Source organism: Paraburkholderia sp. SIMBA_054 (assembly GCF_046534875.1).
GTDB lineage: Bacteria > Pseudomonadota > Gammaproteobacteria > Burkholderiales > Burkholderiaceae > Paraburkholderia > Paraburkholderia hospita.
In genome coordinates this window covers 39,177-56,143 of sequence record NZ_JAWRXV010000037.1, presented here as the reverse complement: position 1 = coordinate 56,143, position 16,967 = coordinate 39,177, and the positions used below count along the sequence as shown (strand labels likewise).

The following is a 16,967-nucleotide window of genomic DNA, read 5'->3' as shown; positions in this document are numbered from 1 at the left end:
CGCGCTCCAGAAACGCTCTAGAAATAACGATGTCCAAACGCCTCTTCCGAGTATATCGCGCGGCCAGTCTGGCGCTCGCCGCGGCGGCACTCGTCGCGTGCAGCACGGCCTCCGCCGTCAAGCCGATCCCGCTTTCCCAACTCACCAACGACGACCAGACTTTCATGCAATTGCGCGAGGCAGCGCGCAATAACGACGCAGGCCGCGCCGCGCAGCTCGCAGCGATGATTCCGGATTACCCGGCGCCGTCGTATCTGGAATATTTCCAGTTGAAACCGCAGCTGTTCGACGGCTCGGGCCATCCGCGTATCGACGCGCCCGACGCGCCCGTGCTGTCGTTCCTGCAACGCTACGACGGCCAGGCCATCGCCGACCGCATGCGCAACGACTACCTCGTCGTGCTCGGCGCGCGCCACGACTGGAAAAACTTCGACCAGCAATACGCGCGCTTCGTGCTGAACGACGACACGCAGGTGAAGTGCTACGCGCTCGAATCACGCGCGGCAAAGGGTGAGAACGTGGTCGAACCGGCGCGCGCGCTGCTCGTCGATCCGCGCAACTATGGCGACGGCTGTGTCGATCTGATCACGTCGCTGGCAATCAACCAGCAGTTCACCACCGACGACGTGTGGCAGCAGATCCGTCTCGCGTATGAACAGAACCAGACCAGCACGGGCGCCAAGCTCGTCGATGCGCTGGGCAACGCCCGTCCCGATCCGACGCTGTTCGACCAGGCCGCGACCACGCCGCCGCTCCTGCTCGCGCGCGGCGTCGGCGCCGATCCGCAATCGCATCAGCTAGCGCTGCTCGCGATCACGCGCATGGCCCGCAACGATCCCGCCATGGCCGCCGCGACCTTCGGTTCCGTCGCGCCGTCGCTGACTTCGCCCGAGCGTGCCATCGGCTGGGGCACGATCGCCTATCAGGCGGCCTCCAAGCAGATGCCGGGCGCCGTAGACTGGTATCGGCTGTCGGCGAATGCGCCGCTGTCGAATCCCGCATACGAATGGCGCACGCGCCTCGCGCTGCTCGCCGGCGACTGGACGATGGTGCGCTGGTCGGTCGAACAGATGCCGCCTGCGCTGCGCAGCCAGCCTACGTGGGTCTACTGGCACGCGCGCGCTTTGAAACAGGCGGGCGATGTCGTCACGGCCAACCAGGAGTTCGAGTCGATCTCGCAGCAGTTCAATTTCTACGGCCAGCTTGCCGCGGAAGAACTCGGCCAGAAGATCGTCGTGCCGCCGAAGACCACGGTCACGGACGCCGAAGTCGAGCAGGCCGGCAACACGCCAGGCTTCGCGCTTGCACAGAAGTTCTATCAGCTGAATCTGCGTCTGGAAGGCAACCGCGAATGGAACTGGCCGCTGCGCAGCATGACGGACCGCCAGTTGATCGCGACAGCCGAATACGCGCGCCGTATCGAACTGTATGACCGCGCCGTGAACACGGCCGACCGCACGAAGACCGAGCACGACTTCTCGCTGCGCTACCTGTCGCCGTTCCGCGATATCGTCGAGCGCGACGCGCAGTCGAACGGGCTCGACGTCGAATGGGCGTATGGTCTGATCCGTCAGGAGTCGCGTTTCATCATGAACGCGCGCTCGGAAGTCGGCGCGAGCGGCCTGATGCAGCTGATGCCGGGCACCGCGCAACTGGTCGCCAAGAAGATCGGTCTCGGCACGATTTCGCGCGCGCAGATGAACGACATCAACACCAATATCCTGCTCGGCACGAACTATCTGTCGATGATCTACAATGAGTTCGACGGGTCCGCCGTGCTTGCCACGGCAGGTTACAACGCAGGTCCGGGCCGTCCGCGCAACTGGCGCTCAACGTTGCCGCGCGGTGTCGAAGGCGCGATTTTCGCGGAAGCCATTCCGTTCCAGGAAACGCGTGACTACGTGAAGAACGTGCTGTCCAACACGGTCTACTATGCAGCGTTGTTCGAAGGCCGTCCGCAATCGCTGAAGGCGCGTCTGGGTTATATCCAGCCGTTGCAGTAACGATGCGCCATGCCGCCGCCGCGTGATCCGTCACGCACGCGGCGGAGCACGACCTCAGCCGTTGCCGCGGCTTCCATCAGGGAGTCGAAAAATGCGACATCAAACCATCGCAATCGTCGGCGGTTCCGGGTTTATCGGCAGTCATCTCGTCAACGCGCTCGTCGAACTGGGCAAGACGGTACGCATTGCCACTCGCCGTCGCTATAACGCGCGGCATCTCACACTGCTTCCCATCGATGTGATCGAAACCGATGTGTTCGATCCCATCCAGCTTGCGCGCTTCGTCGAGGGCGCGGATGCCGTCATCAATCTCGTCGGCGTATTGCACGGTCATCGCGGCGACCCGTACGGACCCGAGTTCGCGAAAGCTCATGTCGAACTGCCGACGAAGATCGTTTCCGCCTGCGAAGGCAAGGGCGTGCACAGGCTGATCCATATTAGCGCGATCGGCGCCGACCCGCGCGGGCCGAGCATGTATCTGCGCTCGAAGGGCGACGGCGAGCGCGCGGTGCATGCTTCATCGATGCTTGCATCGACCATCTTTCGCCCGTCGGTCGTGTTCGGCCCCGAAGACGCGTTCCTCAACAAGTTCGCGTTCCTGCAGCGCATGTTCCCCGTCATTCCGCTCGCGAAACCCAACGCCCGCTTTCAGCCGATCTTTGTCGGCGATGTCGCGAAGGCGATCGTCAACGTGCTGGATCTCGATGCATCGACAGGCCGCACGTATGAGCTTGGCGGGCCGTCGGTGTACACGCTCGAAGCGCTCGTCGAATACTGCGGCGACGTGATCGGCAAGCATGCGCGCATCATCCGCTTGCCGGATTCGCTGGCGCGATTGCAGGCGCTTTCGTTCGAGCTGGCGCCCGGCGAACCCGTCATTTCGCGCGACAATCTCGATTCGATGAAAATCGACGCCGTGCTGAGCGCGCCGCTCGCGCCCGAGCTCGATATCGAACCGGCCAGCATCGAAACGATCGCGCCCGTGTATCTGACGGGTTCGTCGTTCCGTTCGCGCTTCAACGCGTTCCGCGCGAGCGCGGGCCGCTAAACTTTTTATCGTTTCAATCCACTTTCTGGCGAAGCATGAAACTCGTTATCGGTGACAAGAACTATTCGTCGTGGTCGATGCGGCCGTGGCTCGTGCTCAAACACTTCGGCATTGCATTTGAAGAGGTGATGGTTCTGCTCAATGAGGCAGAGTCGAAAGCGTCGATCCTCGAGCATTCGCCTTCGGGCAAAGTGCCGTGTCTGATTGCCGACGACGGCGTCACCGTGTGGGATTCGCTCGCGATCTGCGAGACGCTCGCCGAACGTTATCCGCAACATGCGATGTGGCCGCGCGACGCCGTCGCGCGCGGCCATGCGCGCAGCGTCAGCGCCGAGATGCATTCCGGTTTCGGCGCGCTGCGCAACAACATGTGGATGAACATTCGCGCGTCGTTTCCGGGCAAGGGCGCGACACCCGAAGCACTGGCCGACATCGAGCGTATCGACGCGCTCTGGAGCGAGTGCCTGGCAACGTATGGCGGTCCGTTCCTGTTCGGCGAATTCACGATTGCCGATGCGATGTATGCGCCCGTCGTGATGCGCTTCAATACGTGGCAACCGAAGCTGTCGGAAGCGGCGCTTGCCTATTCACGCCGCGTGACGGCGCAGCCCGCGGTCAAGGCGTGGATCGACGACGCATTGCAAGAGACACATCGCATCCCCTATCAAGACACCTGCGCATGAATATCTACGCAGTAGGCGGTGCGATCCGCGATGAGCTGCTTGGGATGCCCGTGCAGGACCGCGATTACGTCGTGGTGGGCGCCACGCCCGAGCAGATGGTCGCAAAGGGCTTTCGCCCGGTCGGCAAGGACTTTCCGGTTTTTCTGCATCCCGACACGCACGAGGAATACGCGCTTGCGCGGACCGAACGCAAAACGTCGGCGGGTTACCACGGCTTCCAGTTTTTCTACGCGCCCGATGTGACGCTCGAAGAGGACCTCGCGCGGCGCGACCTCACGGTCAATGCGATGGCGCGCGAAGTCACGCCGGACGGCGAGTTGACCGGTCCCGTGATCGATCCGTTCAACGGCCAGGACGATCTGAAGCAACGCGTGTTCCGGCATGTCAGCGATGCGTTTCTCGAAGACCCGGTGCGCATTCTGCGCGTCGCGCGTTTCTCGGCGCGTTTCACGAGTTTTACTGTCGCGCCCGACACATTGGCGTTGATGCGCAAGATGGTCGAAGCGGGCGAAGTGGATGCGCTCGTGCCTGAGCGCGTGTGGCAGGAACTGTCGCGCGGACTGATGGAGAAGAAGCCGTCGCGGATGTTCGACGTGCTGCGCGAATGCGGCGCGCTCGCGCGCATTCTGCCGGAGATCGACGCGCTGTACGGCGTGCCGCAGCGCGCCGACTATCACCCGGAAGTGGATACGGGCGTGCACGTGATGATGGTCGTCGATCACGCCGCCGCGCAGAACTATGCGCTCGCGGTGCGCTTCGCCGCGCTAACGCACGATCTCGGCAAGGCGACCACACCTGAAGATGTGTTGCCGCGTCATATCGGGCACGAAGGGCGCAGTGTCAATCTGCTGAAGCCTTTGTGCGAACGTCTGCGCGTGCCGAACGAATGCCGCGATCTCGCGCTGCTGGTGGCACGCGAGCACGGCAATATTCATCATGTGATGGAGACGAAGGCGGCGGGCATCGTGCGGCTTTTCGAGCGCAGCGACGCGCTGCGCAAGCCCGCGCGTTTCGCCGAAGCGCTTCAGGCTTGTGAAGCCGATGCGCGCGGCCGGCTCGGCTTCGAAGCGAAGGCCTATCCGCAAGCGGAGCGTCTGCGCCAGGCTCTGGTCGCCGCGCGTGCCGTCGATGCGGGCGCAGTCGCGAAGGCCTATGAAAGCGATCCGGCGAAGATCAAGGATGCCGTGCATCGCGAGCGCGTGCGCGCAGTCGCGAAGGCGTTGAGCGAAACGGCGTCAGAGGAAGAGGCAGAGTAGGTCAGAGCAACCGCGCAAGCAGCGACAGCAGCATCGACAGCACCAGCGTCGACATGAACGGGAACGGATACTCCTTCCCGAACAGCCGCAGCGTGACATCGCCCGGCATCCTGCCGATGCCCAGCTTGCGCAGCCACGGCCAGCACGCCGACAGCACGGCCACCGCGATGAAAGTAGTCAGCAGCCAGCGGATCATCGTGTGTGCCTCGACTTAAAGCTCAGAGCGTATGCGAGCGGTCGCCGCGCACGAACGCGTCGAGCGTGCCGTCGATGCCGCGTGAAAACGCGATCACCTTGAACAGCTCGCCCATCTCGGCTTCCGACAGCAGCTTCTGCACCGCGTTGGCGGCGGGCAGGAAGTTGGGAATGTCGGATGGATCGATCGTGCTCAACGCTTCCGTGATACCCGCGTTCATCAGAAAACGCGCGTGCGACGTATAGCCGAGCAGGTCCGCGCCCGCATCGACGCCCGCTTCGGCGATACCGGTAAATTCGACGTGCGCGGTAATGTCCTGCAAGCCCGGGTAGAGAAACGGATCGCCGTGCGCGCGGTGCCGGTAGTGGCACATCAGCGTGCCTTGCGCGCGCTGGGCGTGATAGAACTCGTGACGCGGAAAGCCGTAGTCGATCAGCAACACCGCGCCGCGCGTGAGCATCGTGCAGACGGTGCGCGTGAAGGCGAGGGCGGCGTCGTGCGTTTCCGTCACGTAGTCGTGATCGCCTTCGATCTCCAGATCGCGCAGGAAGGCGGCATCGTGCGTCGATGGAACGGGGCGGTCTTCGAATTGCAGCGCGCCGTCTTTCACCGTAACGCCGCGCTCGTGCCACTCGTCGCCGATGCGGGCGAACAGCCGCACGGGCATCGCGTCGAGCACTTCGTTGCCGACCACGACGCCTTCGAACTGCTCGGGCAACGCGTCGAGCCAGCGCACGCGCGTAGCCAAGCCGGGCGCGTGCGCTTCGATCGTTTCGCGCTGGCGCTCGCGCAATTCGCCCGACAGATCGACGATCGAATACGTGTCGAACTGCGTGCCCAGCTCATCCAGAGCGTTGAGCAGACCGGCAGCCAGCTTGCCTGTGCCCGCGCCGAACTCCATCACGTGCCGCGTGCCGCTCATTTCCAGCGCCTGCGCGACGGGCCGCGCGAGCGTTTGCGCGAACAGCGGCGACAGTTCCGGCGCCGTCACGAAGTCGCTGCCATCCTCCGCGCGTCGGCCGAACTTGATCGCGCCGCCGCTGTAATAGCCCAGTCCCGGCGCGTACAACGCGCGCTCCATGTAGCGATCGAACGGCATCCAGCCGCCGTTTGCGTCGATCTCCGCGCGAATCTGCGAAACCAGCGCTTCCGACTGCGCGAGCGCGGTCGGGCCGGGAGCAGGTAAACTATCGGGTTGGTGAGCTTTCGGATTCATCCCCGCATTGTAAATGACCGCCTCGAACGATACTTTCGCCGCCAGCGGCCGTCCCGACCGGCCTGCCCGCACCGTGCTCGTCACGGGCGCCGGGCACCGGATCGGCCGTGGCCTCGCGCTGGGCTTTGCCGCGGCGGGCTGGGACGTGGCCGTGCATTACGGCTCGTCGAAGGCGAAAGCCGACGAGGTCGTCGCGGAAATCGCCGCGCTCGGGCGGCGCGCCGTCGCGCTGAAGGCGGATCTGTCCGTCGAGGCGGAAGTGGAGCGGCTCGTGCCCGAATGCACGGCGGCGCTCGGGCGTCCGTCGTGCATCGTGAACAACGCGTCGATGTTCGACGAGGACACCGCGCTCGACGTCAGCTACGCGAAGCTGCTGCATCTGACGTCGATCAACGTCGGCGCGCCGCTCGTGCTCGCGCGGATGTTGTATGAGGTTACGCCCGAGGCGGCGCGTCACGACGAGTCGCTGCGCGCGGCGGTCATCAACGTGCTCGACCAGAAGCTCTACAACATGAATCCGGATTACCTGTCGTACACGCTGTCGAAGGCCGCGCTCGGCACGGCGACCGTCGCGCTTGCGCAGGCGCTGGCGCCGAAGGTGCGCGTCGTGGGTCTTGCGCCCGGCCTCACGCTGCGATCCGGCGATCAGACCCCGGAAAGCTTCGCGGCCGCGCACAAGGTGACGCCGCTCGGCCATGCGTCGCGCATCGAGGATCTCGTCGCGGCGGCGCTGTATCTCGCGGATGCGCGCGGCGTCACGGGCACGACGCTGGTTGTCGACGGCGGCCAGCATCTCGTGCCGCTGCCGCGTGATGTGATGTTTTTGACGGGCGCCGACCGCTGACCCACGGTTAGCCGTCGTTAGACGTTGCGCCCTCCGGCGCGCTGCACGGCGCGCCCAATTGCAACTGCGTGCGGGTTCGCACGCACCCTTTTTGTACTGGAACGAACATGTCTGCCGCTTTGCTTCATCCCCGGCTCGCTGATTGCCGCCGGCTCTTTCTGCGCGATTACGAGGTGCACATCAACATCGGCGTGCACGAGTTCGAAAAGCGCGGCGAGCAGCGCGTGGTGATCAACGTCGAACTGTTCGTGCCGCTCGCGCTGTCCACGCCCGTCGAAGACAAGCTGCGCGAAGTCGTCGATTACGACTTCATGCGTTCGACGATCGCGCAGCGCGTGAGCCAGGGGCACATCCATCTGCAGGAAACGCTCTGCGACGACCTCGCGAAAGCGCTGCTCGCGCATCCGCAAGTGCGCGGCGTGCGTCTGTCGACGGAAAAGCCCGATGTTTATCCCGACTGCGATGCCGTGGGCGTCGAAGTCTTCCATATCAAAGAGGTCTGAGCGATGAACGCTCCCGAAACGCTGACGGGCGTCGACGCGGCCGCGCCCATTGCCGAAGCTCAAGTCGAAACCGCCGAACCCAAGCGCGCGCTCACGCGCCGCGAGCAGAAAGAGGCGTACGAGAACAACAAGCTGTTCAAGCGCCTCGCGCGCCAGGTCGGCCAGGCGATCGGCGACTTCAACATGATCGAGGACGGCGACAAGGTGATGGTGTGCCTGTCGGGCGGCAAGGACAGCTACGCGATGCTGGAGATCCTGATGCGGCTGCGCGAGCGCGCGCCGATCAACTTCGACATCGTCGCCGTGAATCTCGACCAGAAGCAGCCGGGCTTTCCCGAGCACGTGCTGCCCGAGTACCTGAGCAAGCTCGACATTCCGTTTCATATCGAGAACCAGGACACGTACAGCATCGTCAAGCGGCTCGTGCCCGAGGGCAAGACGACCTGCTCGCTGTGCTCGCGCCTGCGGCGCGGCATCCTCTACCGCGTGGCGGGCGAACTCGGCGCGACCAAGATCGCGCTGGGCCATCATCGCGACGACATCCTGCAGACGCTGCTGCTGAATCTTTTCTACGGCGGCAAGCTGAAGGGCATGCCGCCCAAGCTGCAATCGGACGATGGCAAGAACGTCGTGATCCGGCCGCTGGCGTATGTGAAGGAAACCGATCTCGAGAAATACGCCGAACTGCGTCAATTCCCGATCATTCCGTGCACCCTGTGCGGCAGTCAGCCGAATTTGAAACGCGCGGAAATGAAGGCGCTGATCCGCGAATGGGACAAGCGTTTTCCGGGGCGCGTCGACAACATGTTCAATGCATTGTCGAATGTCGTGCCTTCGCATCTGATGGATCACAAGCTGTTTCCGTTCGCATCGTTGCGCGCCACGGGCGAAGCCGATGTGCAAGGCGATATCGCCTTCGACGAAGAGCCGTGTTCGACCGATTCCGCATCAGAAGGGATGCAGCCGGCATCGCAAACGATTTCCTTCGTGCAATTCGACGATATTTGACACTTCACCCATCCCGCAAATCCTTTTAAAACAGGCATTTGCGGGGTGATTTCGGTCTGGAAGGCCACGTTGCAGTCACACTCAGCGTGCTAGAATCGCCCACTCCAAACTCGTCACATACGCCCACGTCATGAACATCGTGATCCTGGCGGCAGGCACCGGCAAGCGCATGCGCTCGGCATTGCCAAAGGTGCTTCATCCCCTGGCCGGTCGGCCGCTTCTTGCTCATGTCATCGACACCGCCCGCACACTGAATCCGACGCGTCTCGTCGTCGTGATCGGTCATGGCGCGGAACAGGTGCGCGAAGCCGTCGCGGCGCCCGATGTACAGTTCGCATTGCAGGAACAGCAACTCGGCACAGGACACGCGGTACAGCAGGCGTTGCCGCTGCTCGATGCGTCCGCGCCGACGCTCGTGCTGTATGGCGACGTGCCGCTCACGAAGACGAGCACGCTCAAGCGTCTGACTGACGCGGCGGGCCACGACGGCTACGGCGTGCTGACCGTCACGCTCGACGATCCCACCGGTTACGGCCGTATCGTGCGCGATGCGCAGGGCAAGGTGGAGCGCATCGTCGAGCAGAAAGACGCGACGCCGGAACAGCAGAAGATTGCCGAGATCAACACGGGCATCGTCGTGATGCCGACGAAGCGCCTCGACGGCTGGCTGTCGTCGCTGAAGAACGACAATGCGCAGGGCGAGTTCTATCTCACCGACGTAGTCGAACTCGCGATCGAAGCGGGTATCGAAGCCGTCACCGCGCAGCCCGACGAAGAATGGGAAACGCTGGGCGTCAACAGCAAGCAGCAACTCGCGGAACTCGAACGCATCCATCAGCGCAACGTCGCTGACGAACTGCTCGTCGCGGGCGTGACGATCGCCGACCCGGCGCGTATCGACGTGCGCGGCACGCTCGAATGCGGCCGGGATGTGTCGATCGACGTGAACTGCGTGTTTGAAGGCAAGGTGACGCTGGCCGACAACGTATCGATCGGACCGAACTGCGTGATCCGTAATGCCTCGGTTGGCGCGGGCACGCGTATCGACGCGTATACGCATATCGAAGGTGCGCAGGTCGGCGCGCAGGCCGTGCTCGGTCCGTATGCGCGGCTGCGTCCAGGCGCGACGCTTGCGGACGAAACGCACGTCGGCAACTTCGTCGAAGTGAAGAATGCGGTGCTTGGCCGTGGCTCGAAGGCGAATCACCTGTCGTATATCGGCGATTCGGACGTCGGCGCGCGCGTGAATATCGGCGCGGGCACGATCACCTGCAACTACGACGGCGCCAACAAGTTCCGCACGGTCATCGAAGACGACGTGTTCGTCGGCTCGGATACGCAACTGGTGGCGCCCGTGCGCATCGGCCGCGGCGTGACGATCGCGGCGGGCACGACGGTCTGGAAGGATGTCGAAGAAGGCCTGCTGGTGCTCAACGAAAAGACCCAGATAGGCAAGACGGGCTACGTGCGCCCGACGAAAAAGAAAAGCTGAAGGGAACCGCGCGTGCGAGGCGCGCGCCTCGACCCCTAACTCTGCAAAGGACCATTGAATATGTGCGGCATTGTCGGCGCTGTTGCGCAGCGAAACATCGTTCCCGTCCTGATCGAAGGACTGCGTCGCCTCGAATATCGCGGCTATGACTCATGCGGCGTCGCCGTGCTGGCGAACGGCGAGCCGAAGCGCGCGCGCAGCGTAGCGCGCGTCGCCGATCTCGACGACCAGGTGCGCGAGACGCACCTCGAAGGCGCGACGGGCATCGCCCACACACGCTGGGCCACGCATGGCGCGCCCGTCACGGACAACGCGCACCCGATCTTCTCGCGCAACGAACTGGCGCTGGTGCACAACGGCATCATCGAGAACTATGAGTCGCTGCGCGAGATGCTGCGCGGCAAGGGCTACGAGTTCGTCTCGCAGACCGATACGGAAGTGATCGCGCATCTGGTTCATAGCCTGTATCGCGGCGATCTGTTCGCGGCCGTGCGCGAAGCGACGGCGCAACTGCATGGCGCCTACGCAATCGCCGTGCTGCACAAGAACCAGCCGCATACGGTGGTGGGCGCGCGTCAAGGTTCGCCGCTCGTCGTCGGCCTCGGCGAGGGCGAGAACTTCCTCGCATCCGACGCGCTCGCGCTGGCGGGCAGCACTGATCGCTTCATCTTCCTCGAAGAAGGCGACGTCTGCGAACTGACGCTGGAAAAGGTGCGCGTGTTCGATCGCGACGGCAATCCCGCCGATCGCGAAGTGCGCCAGGTGGCAGCCTACGGCGGCGCGGTCGAACTCGGACCGTATCGCCATTTCATGCAGAAGGAAATTTTCGAGCAGCCGCGCGCGATCACCGACACGATCCCGCAAGCGGATGCATTCGATGCGGCGCTGTTCGGCGAAAACGCGCCGAAGGCGTTTTCGGAAATCGACAGTCTGCTGATTCTCGCGTGCGGCACGAGCTACTACTCGGGCCTGACGGCGAAGTACTGGCTCGAATCCGTCGCGAAGATTCCGACGCAGGTTGAGATCGCGAGCGAATATCGCTATCGCGATTCGGTGCCGAATCCGAAGGCGCTCGTCGTCGTGATTTCGCAATCGGGCGAAACGGCCGACACGCTCGCGGCGTTGAAGCACGCGCAGTCGCTGGGACACAAGCACACGCTGTCGGTGTGCAACGTCGGCACGAGCGCGATGGTGCGCCTGACGGAGCTGTCGTTCCTCACGCACGCGGGCCGCGAAATCGGTGTCGCGTCGACGAAGGCCTTCACGACGCAACTGGTCGCGCTGTTCGTGCTCGCCATGACGCTCGGCAAGATGCGCGGTCATGTCAGCGCAGCGCAGGAAGCGGACTACATCCGCCAGTTGCGTCACTTGCCTGCCGCGCTCAATAGCGTGCTGGCGCTGGAGCCGCAGATCATCGCGTGGTCGGAAGAGTTCTCGCGCAAGGAAAACGCACTGTTCCTCGGCCGCGGCCTGCACTATCCGATCGCGCTGGAAGGCGCGCTCAAGCTCAAGGAAATCTCGTACATCCACGCCGAGGCTTATCCGGCGGGCGAGCTGAAGCACGGGCCGCTCGCGCTCGTGACGGAAGCGATGCCGGTGGTGACGGTCGCGCCGAACGATGCACTGCTCGAAAAGCTCAAGTCGAACATTCAGGAAGTGCGCGCGCGCGGCGGTCAGTTGTATGTGTTTGCGGATGCCGATACGAAGATCGTCAACGATGAAGGTATCCACGTGATCCGCATGCCGGAGCATTACGGCTTGCTGTCGCCGATCCTGCACGTCGTGCCGCTGCAGTTGCTCGCGTATCACACGGCTTGCTCGCGGGGCACGGATGTGGACAAGCCGCGTAATCTCGCGAAATCGGTGACAGTGGAGTGAGATGGGTGGCTTTGTGTTGATGTTGTCGTAACCGTCTCACCTGCGTTCTGGATACGGCGCCGCGCTCGCGGACGTATCCAGAACCAGTCAAATCTCCTTGCTCTTCCCCTGGTGTTTCCCTCGCGCGGCACTCAAGGCTTCGTCGCATAGGCCAGCACGCACGGCATCGGTATCCGCACCTCATCCTCACTGGCATAGGCCGACGCGCCTTCGCGCACCGTCTTGCTGATCGCAGCCAGCGCATCCGGCGTCTGCGCATTCAGAATCGCCGAAACCCGCACGCCGCCGCGCAACAGCATCTCGAACAGCGCATCGGGCGAGGGCGCATGCAAGGTCTGCTCGACTTCCTCGATGCGCGGCTCGCGAAAGCCCGCCGCCAGCAATACACGCTCGCACTCCGCCCAGTCGCTGAATCTGAAGAAGGGCGGCCCGGGGGGCAACTGGACGTCCATCCGGCCATGCGTCTCGATCGCCTTCAGCACGATCGAGAAACCGACGGCCTTGTCTTGCGACGCCCATACCGTGAAGCCGACCTTGCCACCCGGCCGAAGCACGCGGAACGCTTCCTCGATCGCCTTCTCGGGATGCGAGAAATGCAGCATGCCGAAGCTGATGCCGACGGCATCGAAATCATCGTCGGGAAAGGGCAGGTCTTCCGCGCTGCCGATGCGAAACGTCAGCGCGGGATAGATGCGCCTCGCCTGATCGACCATCGAATCCGCGAAGTCCACCCCGACGACATCCGCGCCGCGCTGCGCAGCCGCAGCGGCGAGATAGCCAGGGCCCGACGCGACATCGAGCAGACGCACGCCACGGCGAACGGACAGCGCATCGAGCAAGGCGCAGTGCGACTGGATGGTCAGGTTGCCGAAAAACGTGTGATAAGGCTGCGCGACGCGCTCCCATCCCCGATGTTCGAAGGCACTGAACTGGTCTTCTTTCATGGCCGTTCCCCCTTGGTGCTTCAAGTCACTTCCGTTATAGGACCCTCGCGTCAGAGGTCAACGACCAATCGTCACGAGACCGTCCCAGCTGACCTCTGCACATCCAGATGTCCACACGATCCTATGGACAACATGGGGATATCACGGAGGCGATTGCTGTGGGCAGATTCTGGGTAAACACGAGGTGTGCTCGAACATGGGACAAGTTATTCAAACTTGCGGCGAACGGTCCCACGCTTATGCGCAAGGGTATACGTTTCGCAATCCGTTGAGTGCAAAGCGGATTTGGCGCTTGTCCACAGAAAGTGGATGCCCTTGTTAACTGCTACTACGTATACATACTTATAACTTCAAAGACAGTAAACAAACCGCGCGTGGCGCCTGCATGTACGGCAGGGCGATGATCTGCCTGTCCGGTGAACAGCGCGATGAACGGCATCAGTCTGAAAAAACGCGTTGTCGGAATTCGCATCCGGCAAAGCGATTCATGTGTATGGCGTGAGCCAACACTTCTGCGCCCGGATTCGTTCGCCGCGCGCGAATCGCACGAGCCTCATTCGCCGCCAAAGCTTGCGTGGCAAGCCGCGAGGTCTGCGAGCCGCAAACGGGCATACACATTGCTGTTAGAAGGCGCGCCCGCTCAATGAAGCGGACCTCACCAAAACACCCCGGAGGCGATCGTGCTGGCAACAAAACCGTGTACTGCGACATGTGTCATCGATGGAATCGCGGTCACACTGACCTTTTTCCCCGACACCGGCGTTCTGCGTATCACCGACAGCACAGGCAGCCGTCTAAGAGAAACACGCTGGTCCGCGTCGTGGCAAAGCCTCGTCGCGACATTCCGCGAGCTGAGCGAGACGCCCGTCGAAGAACGTGCGGATCCGGACGTGCTGTTCGGCAGCTACTATCGATCGAACGCGATCACCAGCCGCTACGCGAACTGAACACGACACGGTGCCTTACCGGCGTACTGACGGCCGTACGGACAAACGGCCGAACTGAGCCACGAATCGCCCTCGCTTCCGCCGATTGAATGCGCCTGGTGGCTCTTATACTTCTTTCCATGGCGCGACGATTCAACAGCCCATCGACGCGGTTCCCCTCCGCGTTGCGCAAGACCGCAGGTTGCCAGCAGTCGTAACAGAAGTAGCAGAAGCAACGGAAGCACCGGCAGTGGCAGTCAACGAAGTGGCAGTACGCGCAGCAACGGAAGTCGATGTAACAAACGAAGTACTCGCAGCAACGGGATCAGCAGTTTGAATTGGCAGTTTGAAATTGCAATCGCAACACAAGCAACTGGCAGTCGAAAGACCGGTTCATCAAATGCAGTTGGGGTTAGCAGCAAGGAGTAGGCGCGGGACCAATTGAAGCGAAAAGACATTTTACTAATAAGAGCTTCTCGTGATGAGCAGCAGTCGGCAAGCATCCACGCGCCTGTTCGATATGACTCATCCACCGAGCCCTGTTCCCCGCGGAACAGGGCTTTTTTTTCGTGCTGCGAGCGCTTCTCACATGCGCTCGACGTCCTGCCATCCGCCCGTCGCCATGCTTTTCACCGATGCGGCGACGAATGCCAGTCCCTTCACGCCATCGCTGACGCCGGGAAAGAGCGTCGGCTGGTCGTCACCGGGTGTGCCGCCTATTCGCGTCGCAACGCGCTGCGCGAACTCCGTATAAAGATTCGCGAACGCTTCCAGATAACCTTCGGGATGACCGATCGCGATACGCGTCGAACGTTGTGCGCCTTCGCTCGTCGCGGGTCCCAGCCGGCGCGTGATGATCTCTTCGAACGCGTCCTGCCGCCGATGGATCAGCCTGTTCGGTTCCTCCTGATGCCACTCGAGCCCGCCCTTGTCGCCGTGAATGCGGAAGCTCAATCCGTGCTCCGAGCCCGCCGCGGCATTGGTGACCCACAGCGAGCCGCGCGCGCCGTTCTCGTAGCGCAGCAACGCGGAAACGTAATCGTCGATGGGGCGGCCTGGAATCGCGGACCCGACGTCCGCGCACAAGCGCGTCACGTCCAGCCCCGTCACGAACGCGCCCAGATGAAACGCATGCGTGCCGATGTCCATCAGCACGAGCGAACTGCCCGCGCGTCCTGCTTCCGTACGCCAGCCTGCGGGCAGATCGTGGCCGGCCAGATAGCTCTGCACGTATTGCAGATGCACCTGGCGAATCTCGCCGAGTTCGCCCGCGCGAATCATGTCGTGCGCCTGGCGCACCATCGGAAAGCCTGTGTAGCAATAGGTCACGCAGAACTCTGCGTTCGTCGTCTTCGCGCGCGCGGCAATCTCGCGTGCTTGCGCGAGATCGTTGGCCAGCGGCTTGTCGCAGATCACGTGAAAGCCACGGTCGAGTGCCAGCATGCAGATCGGGTGATGCGAGTCGTTGGGCGTCATCACCGCGACGGCGTCGATGCGATCCGGGCGCGCCGCTTCTGCTTCGAGCATCTGTTGCCACGACGCATACGCGCGTTCCGCGCCGATGCCGAGGTCGAGCGCCGCCTGCCGCGCGCGTTCGGGATTCGACGACAGCGCGGCTGCGACGATGTCGTACTGGCCGTCCAGGCGTGCCGCAATACGATGCGTCTCGCCGATGATCGACCCCGGCCCACCGCCGATCAAACCCAGCCGGATGCGCCGGCCAATCGTGCTTGTCACCATGTCGTCTCCGTCGTTATCGAATGTGTGGGGCTAGTGCGTCGCGTTGCGGAACTCGAGGTTGCGCAGCGCATCGGCGAACTGTTCGTCGGACCAGCTTTCGTCGAGCGCGGTCGCGAGGATCTGCTGCTGACTCGCTGGCGCGAGTCCGCCCACGGGCGGATTGCGGTCGAGATTCGTCGGGAACGCATAGCCTTCTGCGCACGATGCGATGACGGCCGCCGTTTGCGCCGCGTCGAGGCGCTGTTGCGCGTGCATCGCCCGCAGCACGGGATACACGGCATTGCACATGCGAGTCCGGTCGAGCGATTCCATCGCGCGCCCATACGCCGACGACACCTGCAGCAGGTTTGCCATCCGTTGCACGTCGCGCGTGCGGTTCGAGCCTGCAGCGTGGAACAGCGCGGGGTTGAAGAACAGCGCGTCGCCCTTTTGCAGCGGCAACTGCGCGAAGTGCGATTCGAAATACGCGCGGAAGTCCGCGCGGCGCCACGCGACATAGCCCTGCGGGTAACGCTGCGAGAACGGCAGCAGCTTGGTCGGGCCGCTCTCGACGGGCATGTCGGTGTGTGCGACGGCGCCTTGCAGCGTCAGCAGCGCCGACATCGTGTGAACATGTGCGGGAAAACGCTGCGCTTCGTCGACGGTGAGAAAGCCGAGATGGAAATCGCGGTGTGCCTGCTGCGCTTCGCCGCCCGGCCGCACGACGTTCACCTGCGACGTCATCTGGTACGCGGGGCCGAGCCAGGCTTCGGCCGCCGCCACCAGAACGGGATTCGCGAAGTAGCGGACGAAGACGTCGGGTGCCGCGAGACACAGCTTTTCCTGCGCGTTCCAGATGCGGTCGTTCGCGCCCGCCTTCGCGAAGTGATCGGCGCCGCCGCCCGCCTTGCGCTCGCTGCGAATGATCGATTCGAAGATCGCGGTCGCGTCGTCGATGGCGGTCGTGTCGTCGTACGCGCGCCGCAGCACGAACACGCCGGCGCCGTCGAGCAGGACGCTGGCCCATTCGGCGAGCAGCTCGGGACGGCGCGCCGCATCGGCCACGATGGGCCGCAATGCATCGCCGTCATAGACAGGTATGGCGTGCGCGAGGTCGGCCGCAAGGCGCGGCCGTGGACGCATTTCACGTGAGGTTTCGATCAGCGTCGCGAAGTCGTCGACGGAACAGTCGGCCTCGCGAAACCAGGTCTGTCCGCCTGAAGGCAGATGCTGTGGGTTCATCTCGTCTCC

15 protein-coding genes are annotated in these 16,967 nt (G+C 63.3%); 10 read left to right on the top strand and 5 right to left on the bottom strand.

The annotated features are described in order from the left end of the window. The first annotated feature begins 29 nt into the window (after positions 1 to 29). The 4 genes from SB822_RS35140 to SB822_RS35125 all read left to right on the top strand — a co-directional run bounded on the left by SB822_RS35140 (position 30) and on the right by SB822_RS35125 (position 4,990). Positions 30 to 2,003 (top strand): lytic transglycosylase domain-containing protein, encoded by a 1,974-nt coding sequence (locus tag SB822_RS35140; protein WP_167449582.1) that lies wholly within the window; start codon positions 30 to 32, stop codon positions 2,001 to 2,003. A 91-nt stretch (positions 2,004 to 2,094) separates the two neighbouring features. Next, a complete protein-coding gene (locus SB822_RS35135; RefSeq protein ID WP_090838269.1) occupies positions 2,095 to 3,051 on the top strand; it encodes a complex I NDUFA9 subunit family protein in 957 nt (318 codons plus the stop codon). Positions 3,052 to 3,086: 35 nt separating this feature from the next. After that, on the top strand, positions 3,087 to 3,734 hold the full coding sequence (locus SB822_RS35130) for a glutathione S-transferase family protein (protein ID WP_079498768.1): 648 nt from the start codon (positions 3,087 to 3,089) through the stop codon (positions 3,732 to 3,734). Next, positions 3,731 to 4,990 (top strand): multifunctional CCA addition/repair protein, encoded by a 1,260-nt coding sequence (locus tag SB822_RS35125; RefSeq protein WP_090838267.1) that lies wholly within the window; start codon positions 3,731 to 3,733, stop codon positions 4,988 to 4,990. Before SB822_RS35130 ends, SB822_RS35125 begins: the two co-directional genes overlap by 4 nt. 1 nt (position 4,991) lies before the next feature. Here SB822_RS35125 and SB822_RS35120 read toward each other — a convergent pair whose 3' ends face one another. Beyond that, complete coding sequence (locus tag SB822_RS35120) at positions 4,992 to 5,186, bottom strand: DUF2905 domain-containing protein (protein ID WP_007747914.1); 195 nt, start codon at positions 5,184 to 5,186, stop codon at positions 4,992 to 4,994. Between the two features lie 22 nt (positions 5,187 to 5,208). Next, positions 5,209 to 6,402 (bottom strand): class I SAM-dependent methyltransferase, encoded by a 1,194-nt coding sequence (locus SB822_RS35115; RefSeq protein ID WP_090838265.1) that lies wholly within the window; start codon positions 6,400 to 6,402, stop codon positions 5,209 to 5,211. 13 nt (positions 6,403 to 6,415) lie between these two features. Here SB822_RS35115 and SB822_RS35110 point away from each other — a divergent pair, with 13 nt between their 5' ends. The 5 genes from SB822_RS35110 (at position 6,416) to glmS (ending at position 12,127) form a co-directional block, all read left to right on the top strand. Further along, the gene (locus SB822_RS35110; protein ID WP_090838262.1) at positions 6,416 to 7,246 is read left to right on the top strand and encodes an SDR family oxidoreductase; all 831 of its coding nucleotides are present in this window, start codon (positions 6,416 to 6,418) and stop codon (positions 7,244 to 7,246) included. A gap of 107 nt (positions 7,247 to 7,353) precedes the next feature. Beyond that, positions 7,354 to 7,749 carry a dihydroneopterin aldolase gene (locus SB822_RS35105; protein ID WP_007747908.1) on the top strand — a complete coding sequence of 132 codons (396 nt, stop codon included), beginning with the start codon at positions 7,354 to 7,356 and terminating at the stop codon, positions 7,747 to 7,749. A gap of 3 nt (positions 7,750 to 7,752) precedes the next feature. Then, positions 7,753 to 8,757, top strand: a complete 1,005-nt coding sequence (gene ttcA / locus SB822_RS35100; protein WP_090838260.1) for a tRNA 2-thiocytidine(32) synthetase TtcA — start codon at positions 7,753 to 7,755, stop codon at positions 8,755 to 8,757. 130 nt (positions 8,758 to 8,887) lie between these two features. After that, positions 8,888 to 10,249 (top strand): bifunctional UDP-N-acetylglucosamine diphosphorylase/glucosamine-1-phosphate N-acetyltransferase GlmU, encoded by a 1,362-nt coding sequence (gene glmU, locus SB822_RS35095; protein ID WP_090838258.1) that lies wholly within the window; start codon positions 8,888 to 8,890, stop codon positions 10,247 to 10,249. Positions 10,250 to 10,309: 60 nt separating this feature from the next. Beyond that, on the top strand, positions 10,310 to 12,127 hold the full coding sequence (gene glmS / locus SB822_RS35090; protein ID WP_090838256.1) for a glutamine--fructose-6-phosphate transaminase (isomerizing): 1,818 nt from the start codon (positions 10,310 to 10,312) through the stop codon (positions 12,125 to 12,127). Between the two features lie 131 nt (positions 12,128 to 12,258). Here the strand turns inward: glmS and SB822_RS35085 are convergent, their stop codons facing one another. Then, positions 12,259 to 13,071 carry a class I SAM-dependent methyltransferase gene (locus tag SB822_RS35085; RefSeq protein WP_007747900.1) on the bottom strand — a complete coding sequence of 271 codons (813 nt, stop codon included), beginning with the start codon at positions 13,069 to 13,071 and terminating at the stop codon, positions 12,259 to 12,261. A 680-nt stretch (positions 13,072 to 13,751) separates the two neighbouring features. Between SB822_RS35085 and SB822_RS35080 the strand changes: the two genes are divergently transcribed. After that, the gene (locus SB822_RS35080) at positions 13,752 to 14,018 is read left to right on the top strand and encodes a hypothetical protein (protein WP_410856730.1); all 267 of its coding nucleotides are present in this window, start codon (positions 13,752 to 13,754) and stop codon (positions 14,016 to 14,018) included. Positions 14,019 to 14,582: 564 nt separating this feature from the next. Here SB822_RS35080 and SB822_RS35075 read toward each other — a convergent pair. Next, entirely contained in the window at positions 14,583 to 15,737 is a 1,155-nt protein-coding gene (locus SB822_RS35075) for a Gfo/Idh/MocA family protein (protein ID WP_090838254.1), read from the bottom strand. A gap of 30 nt (positions 15,738 to 15,767) precedes the next feature. Beyond that, complete coding sequence (locus SB822_RS35070; protein WP_090838252.1) at positions 15,768 to 16,958, bottom strand: phytanoyl-CoA dioxygenase family protein; 1,191 nt, start codon at positions 16,956 to 16,958, stop codon at positions 15,768 to 15,770. Positions 16,959 to 16,967: the final 9 nt, after the last annotated feature.

Excerpts from the sequence above, each read along its gene's own strand:
- SB822_RS35140 (WP_167449582.1), top strand. The coding sequence starts at position 30 with ATGTCCAAACGCCTCTTCCGAGTATATCGCGCGGCCAGTCTGGCGCTC.
- SB822_RS35135 (WP_090838269.1), top strand. The coding sequence starts at position 2,095 with ATGCGACATCAAACCATCGCAATCGTCGGCGGTTCCGGGTTTATCGGC.
- SB822_RS35130 (WP_079498768.1), top strand. The coding sequence starts at position 3,087 with ATGAAACTCGTTATCGGTGACAAGAACTATTCGTCGTGGTCGATGCGG.
- SB822_RS35125 (WP_090838267.1), top strand. The coding sequence starts at position 3,731 with ATGAATATCTACGCAGTAGGCGGTGCGATCCGCGATGAGCTGCTTGGG.
- SB822_RS35120 (WP_007747914.1), bottom strand. The coding sequence starts at position 5,186 with ATGATCCGCTGGCTGCTGACTACTTTCATCGCGGTGGCCGTGCTGTCG.
- SB822_RS35115 (WP_090838265.1), bottom strand. The coding sequence starts at position 6,402 with ATGAATCCGAAAGCTCACCAACCCGATAGTTTACCTGCTCCCGGCCCG.
- SB822_RS35110 (WP_090838262.1), top strand. The coding sequence starts at position 6,416 with ATGACCGCCTCGAACGATACTTTCGCCGCCAGCGGCCGTCCCGACCGG.
- SB822_RS35105 (WP_007747908.1), top strand. The coding sequence starts at position 7,354 with ATGTCTGCCGCTTTGCTTCATCCCCGGCTCGCTGATTGCCGCCGGCTC.
- ttcA (WP_090838260.1), top strand. The coding sequence starts at position 7,753 with ATGAACGCTCCCGAAACGCTGACGGGCGTCGACGCGGCCGCGCCCATT.
- glmU (WP_090838258.1), top strand. The coding sequence starts at position 8,888 with ATGAACATCGTGATCCTGGCGGCAGGCACCGGCAAGCGCATGCGCTCG.
- glmS (WP_090838256.1), top strand. The coding sequence starts at position 10,310 with ATGTGCGGCATTGTCGGCGCTGTTGCGCAGCGAAACATCGTTCCCGTC.
- SB822_RS35085 (WP_007747900.1), bottom strand. The coding sequence starts at position 13,071 with ATGAAAGAAGACCAGTTCAGTGCCTTCGAACATCGGGGATGGGAGCGC.
- SB822_RS35075 (WP_090838254.1), bottom strand. The coding sequence starts at position 15,737 with ATGGTGACAAGCACGATTGGCCGGCGCATCCGGCTGGGTTTGATCGGC.
- SB822_RS35070 (WP_090838252.1), bottom strand. The coding sequence starts at position 16,958 with ATGAACCCACAGCATCTGCCTTCAGGCGGACAGACCTGGTTTCGCGAG.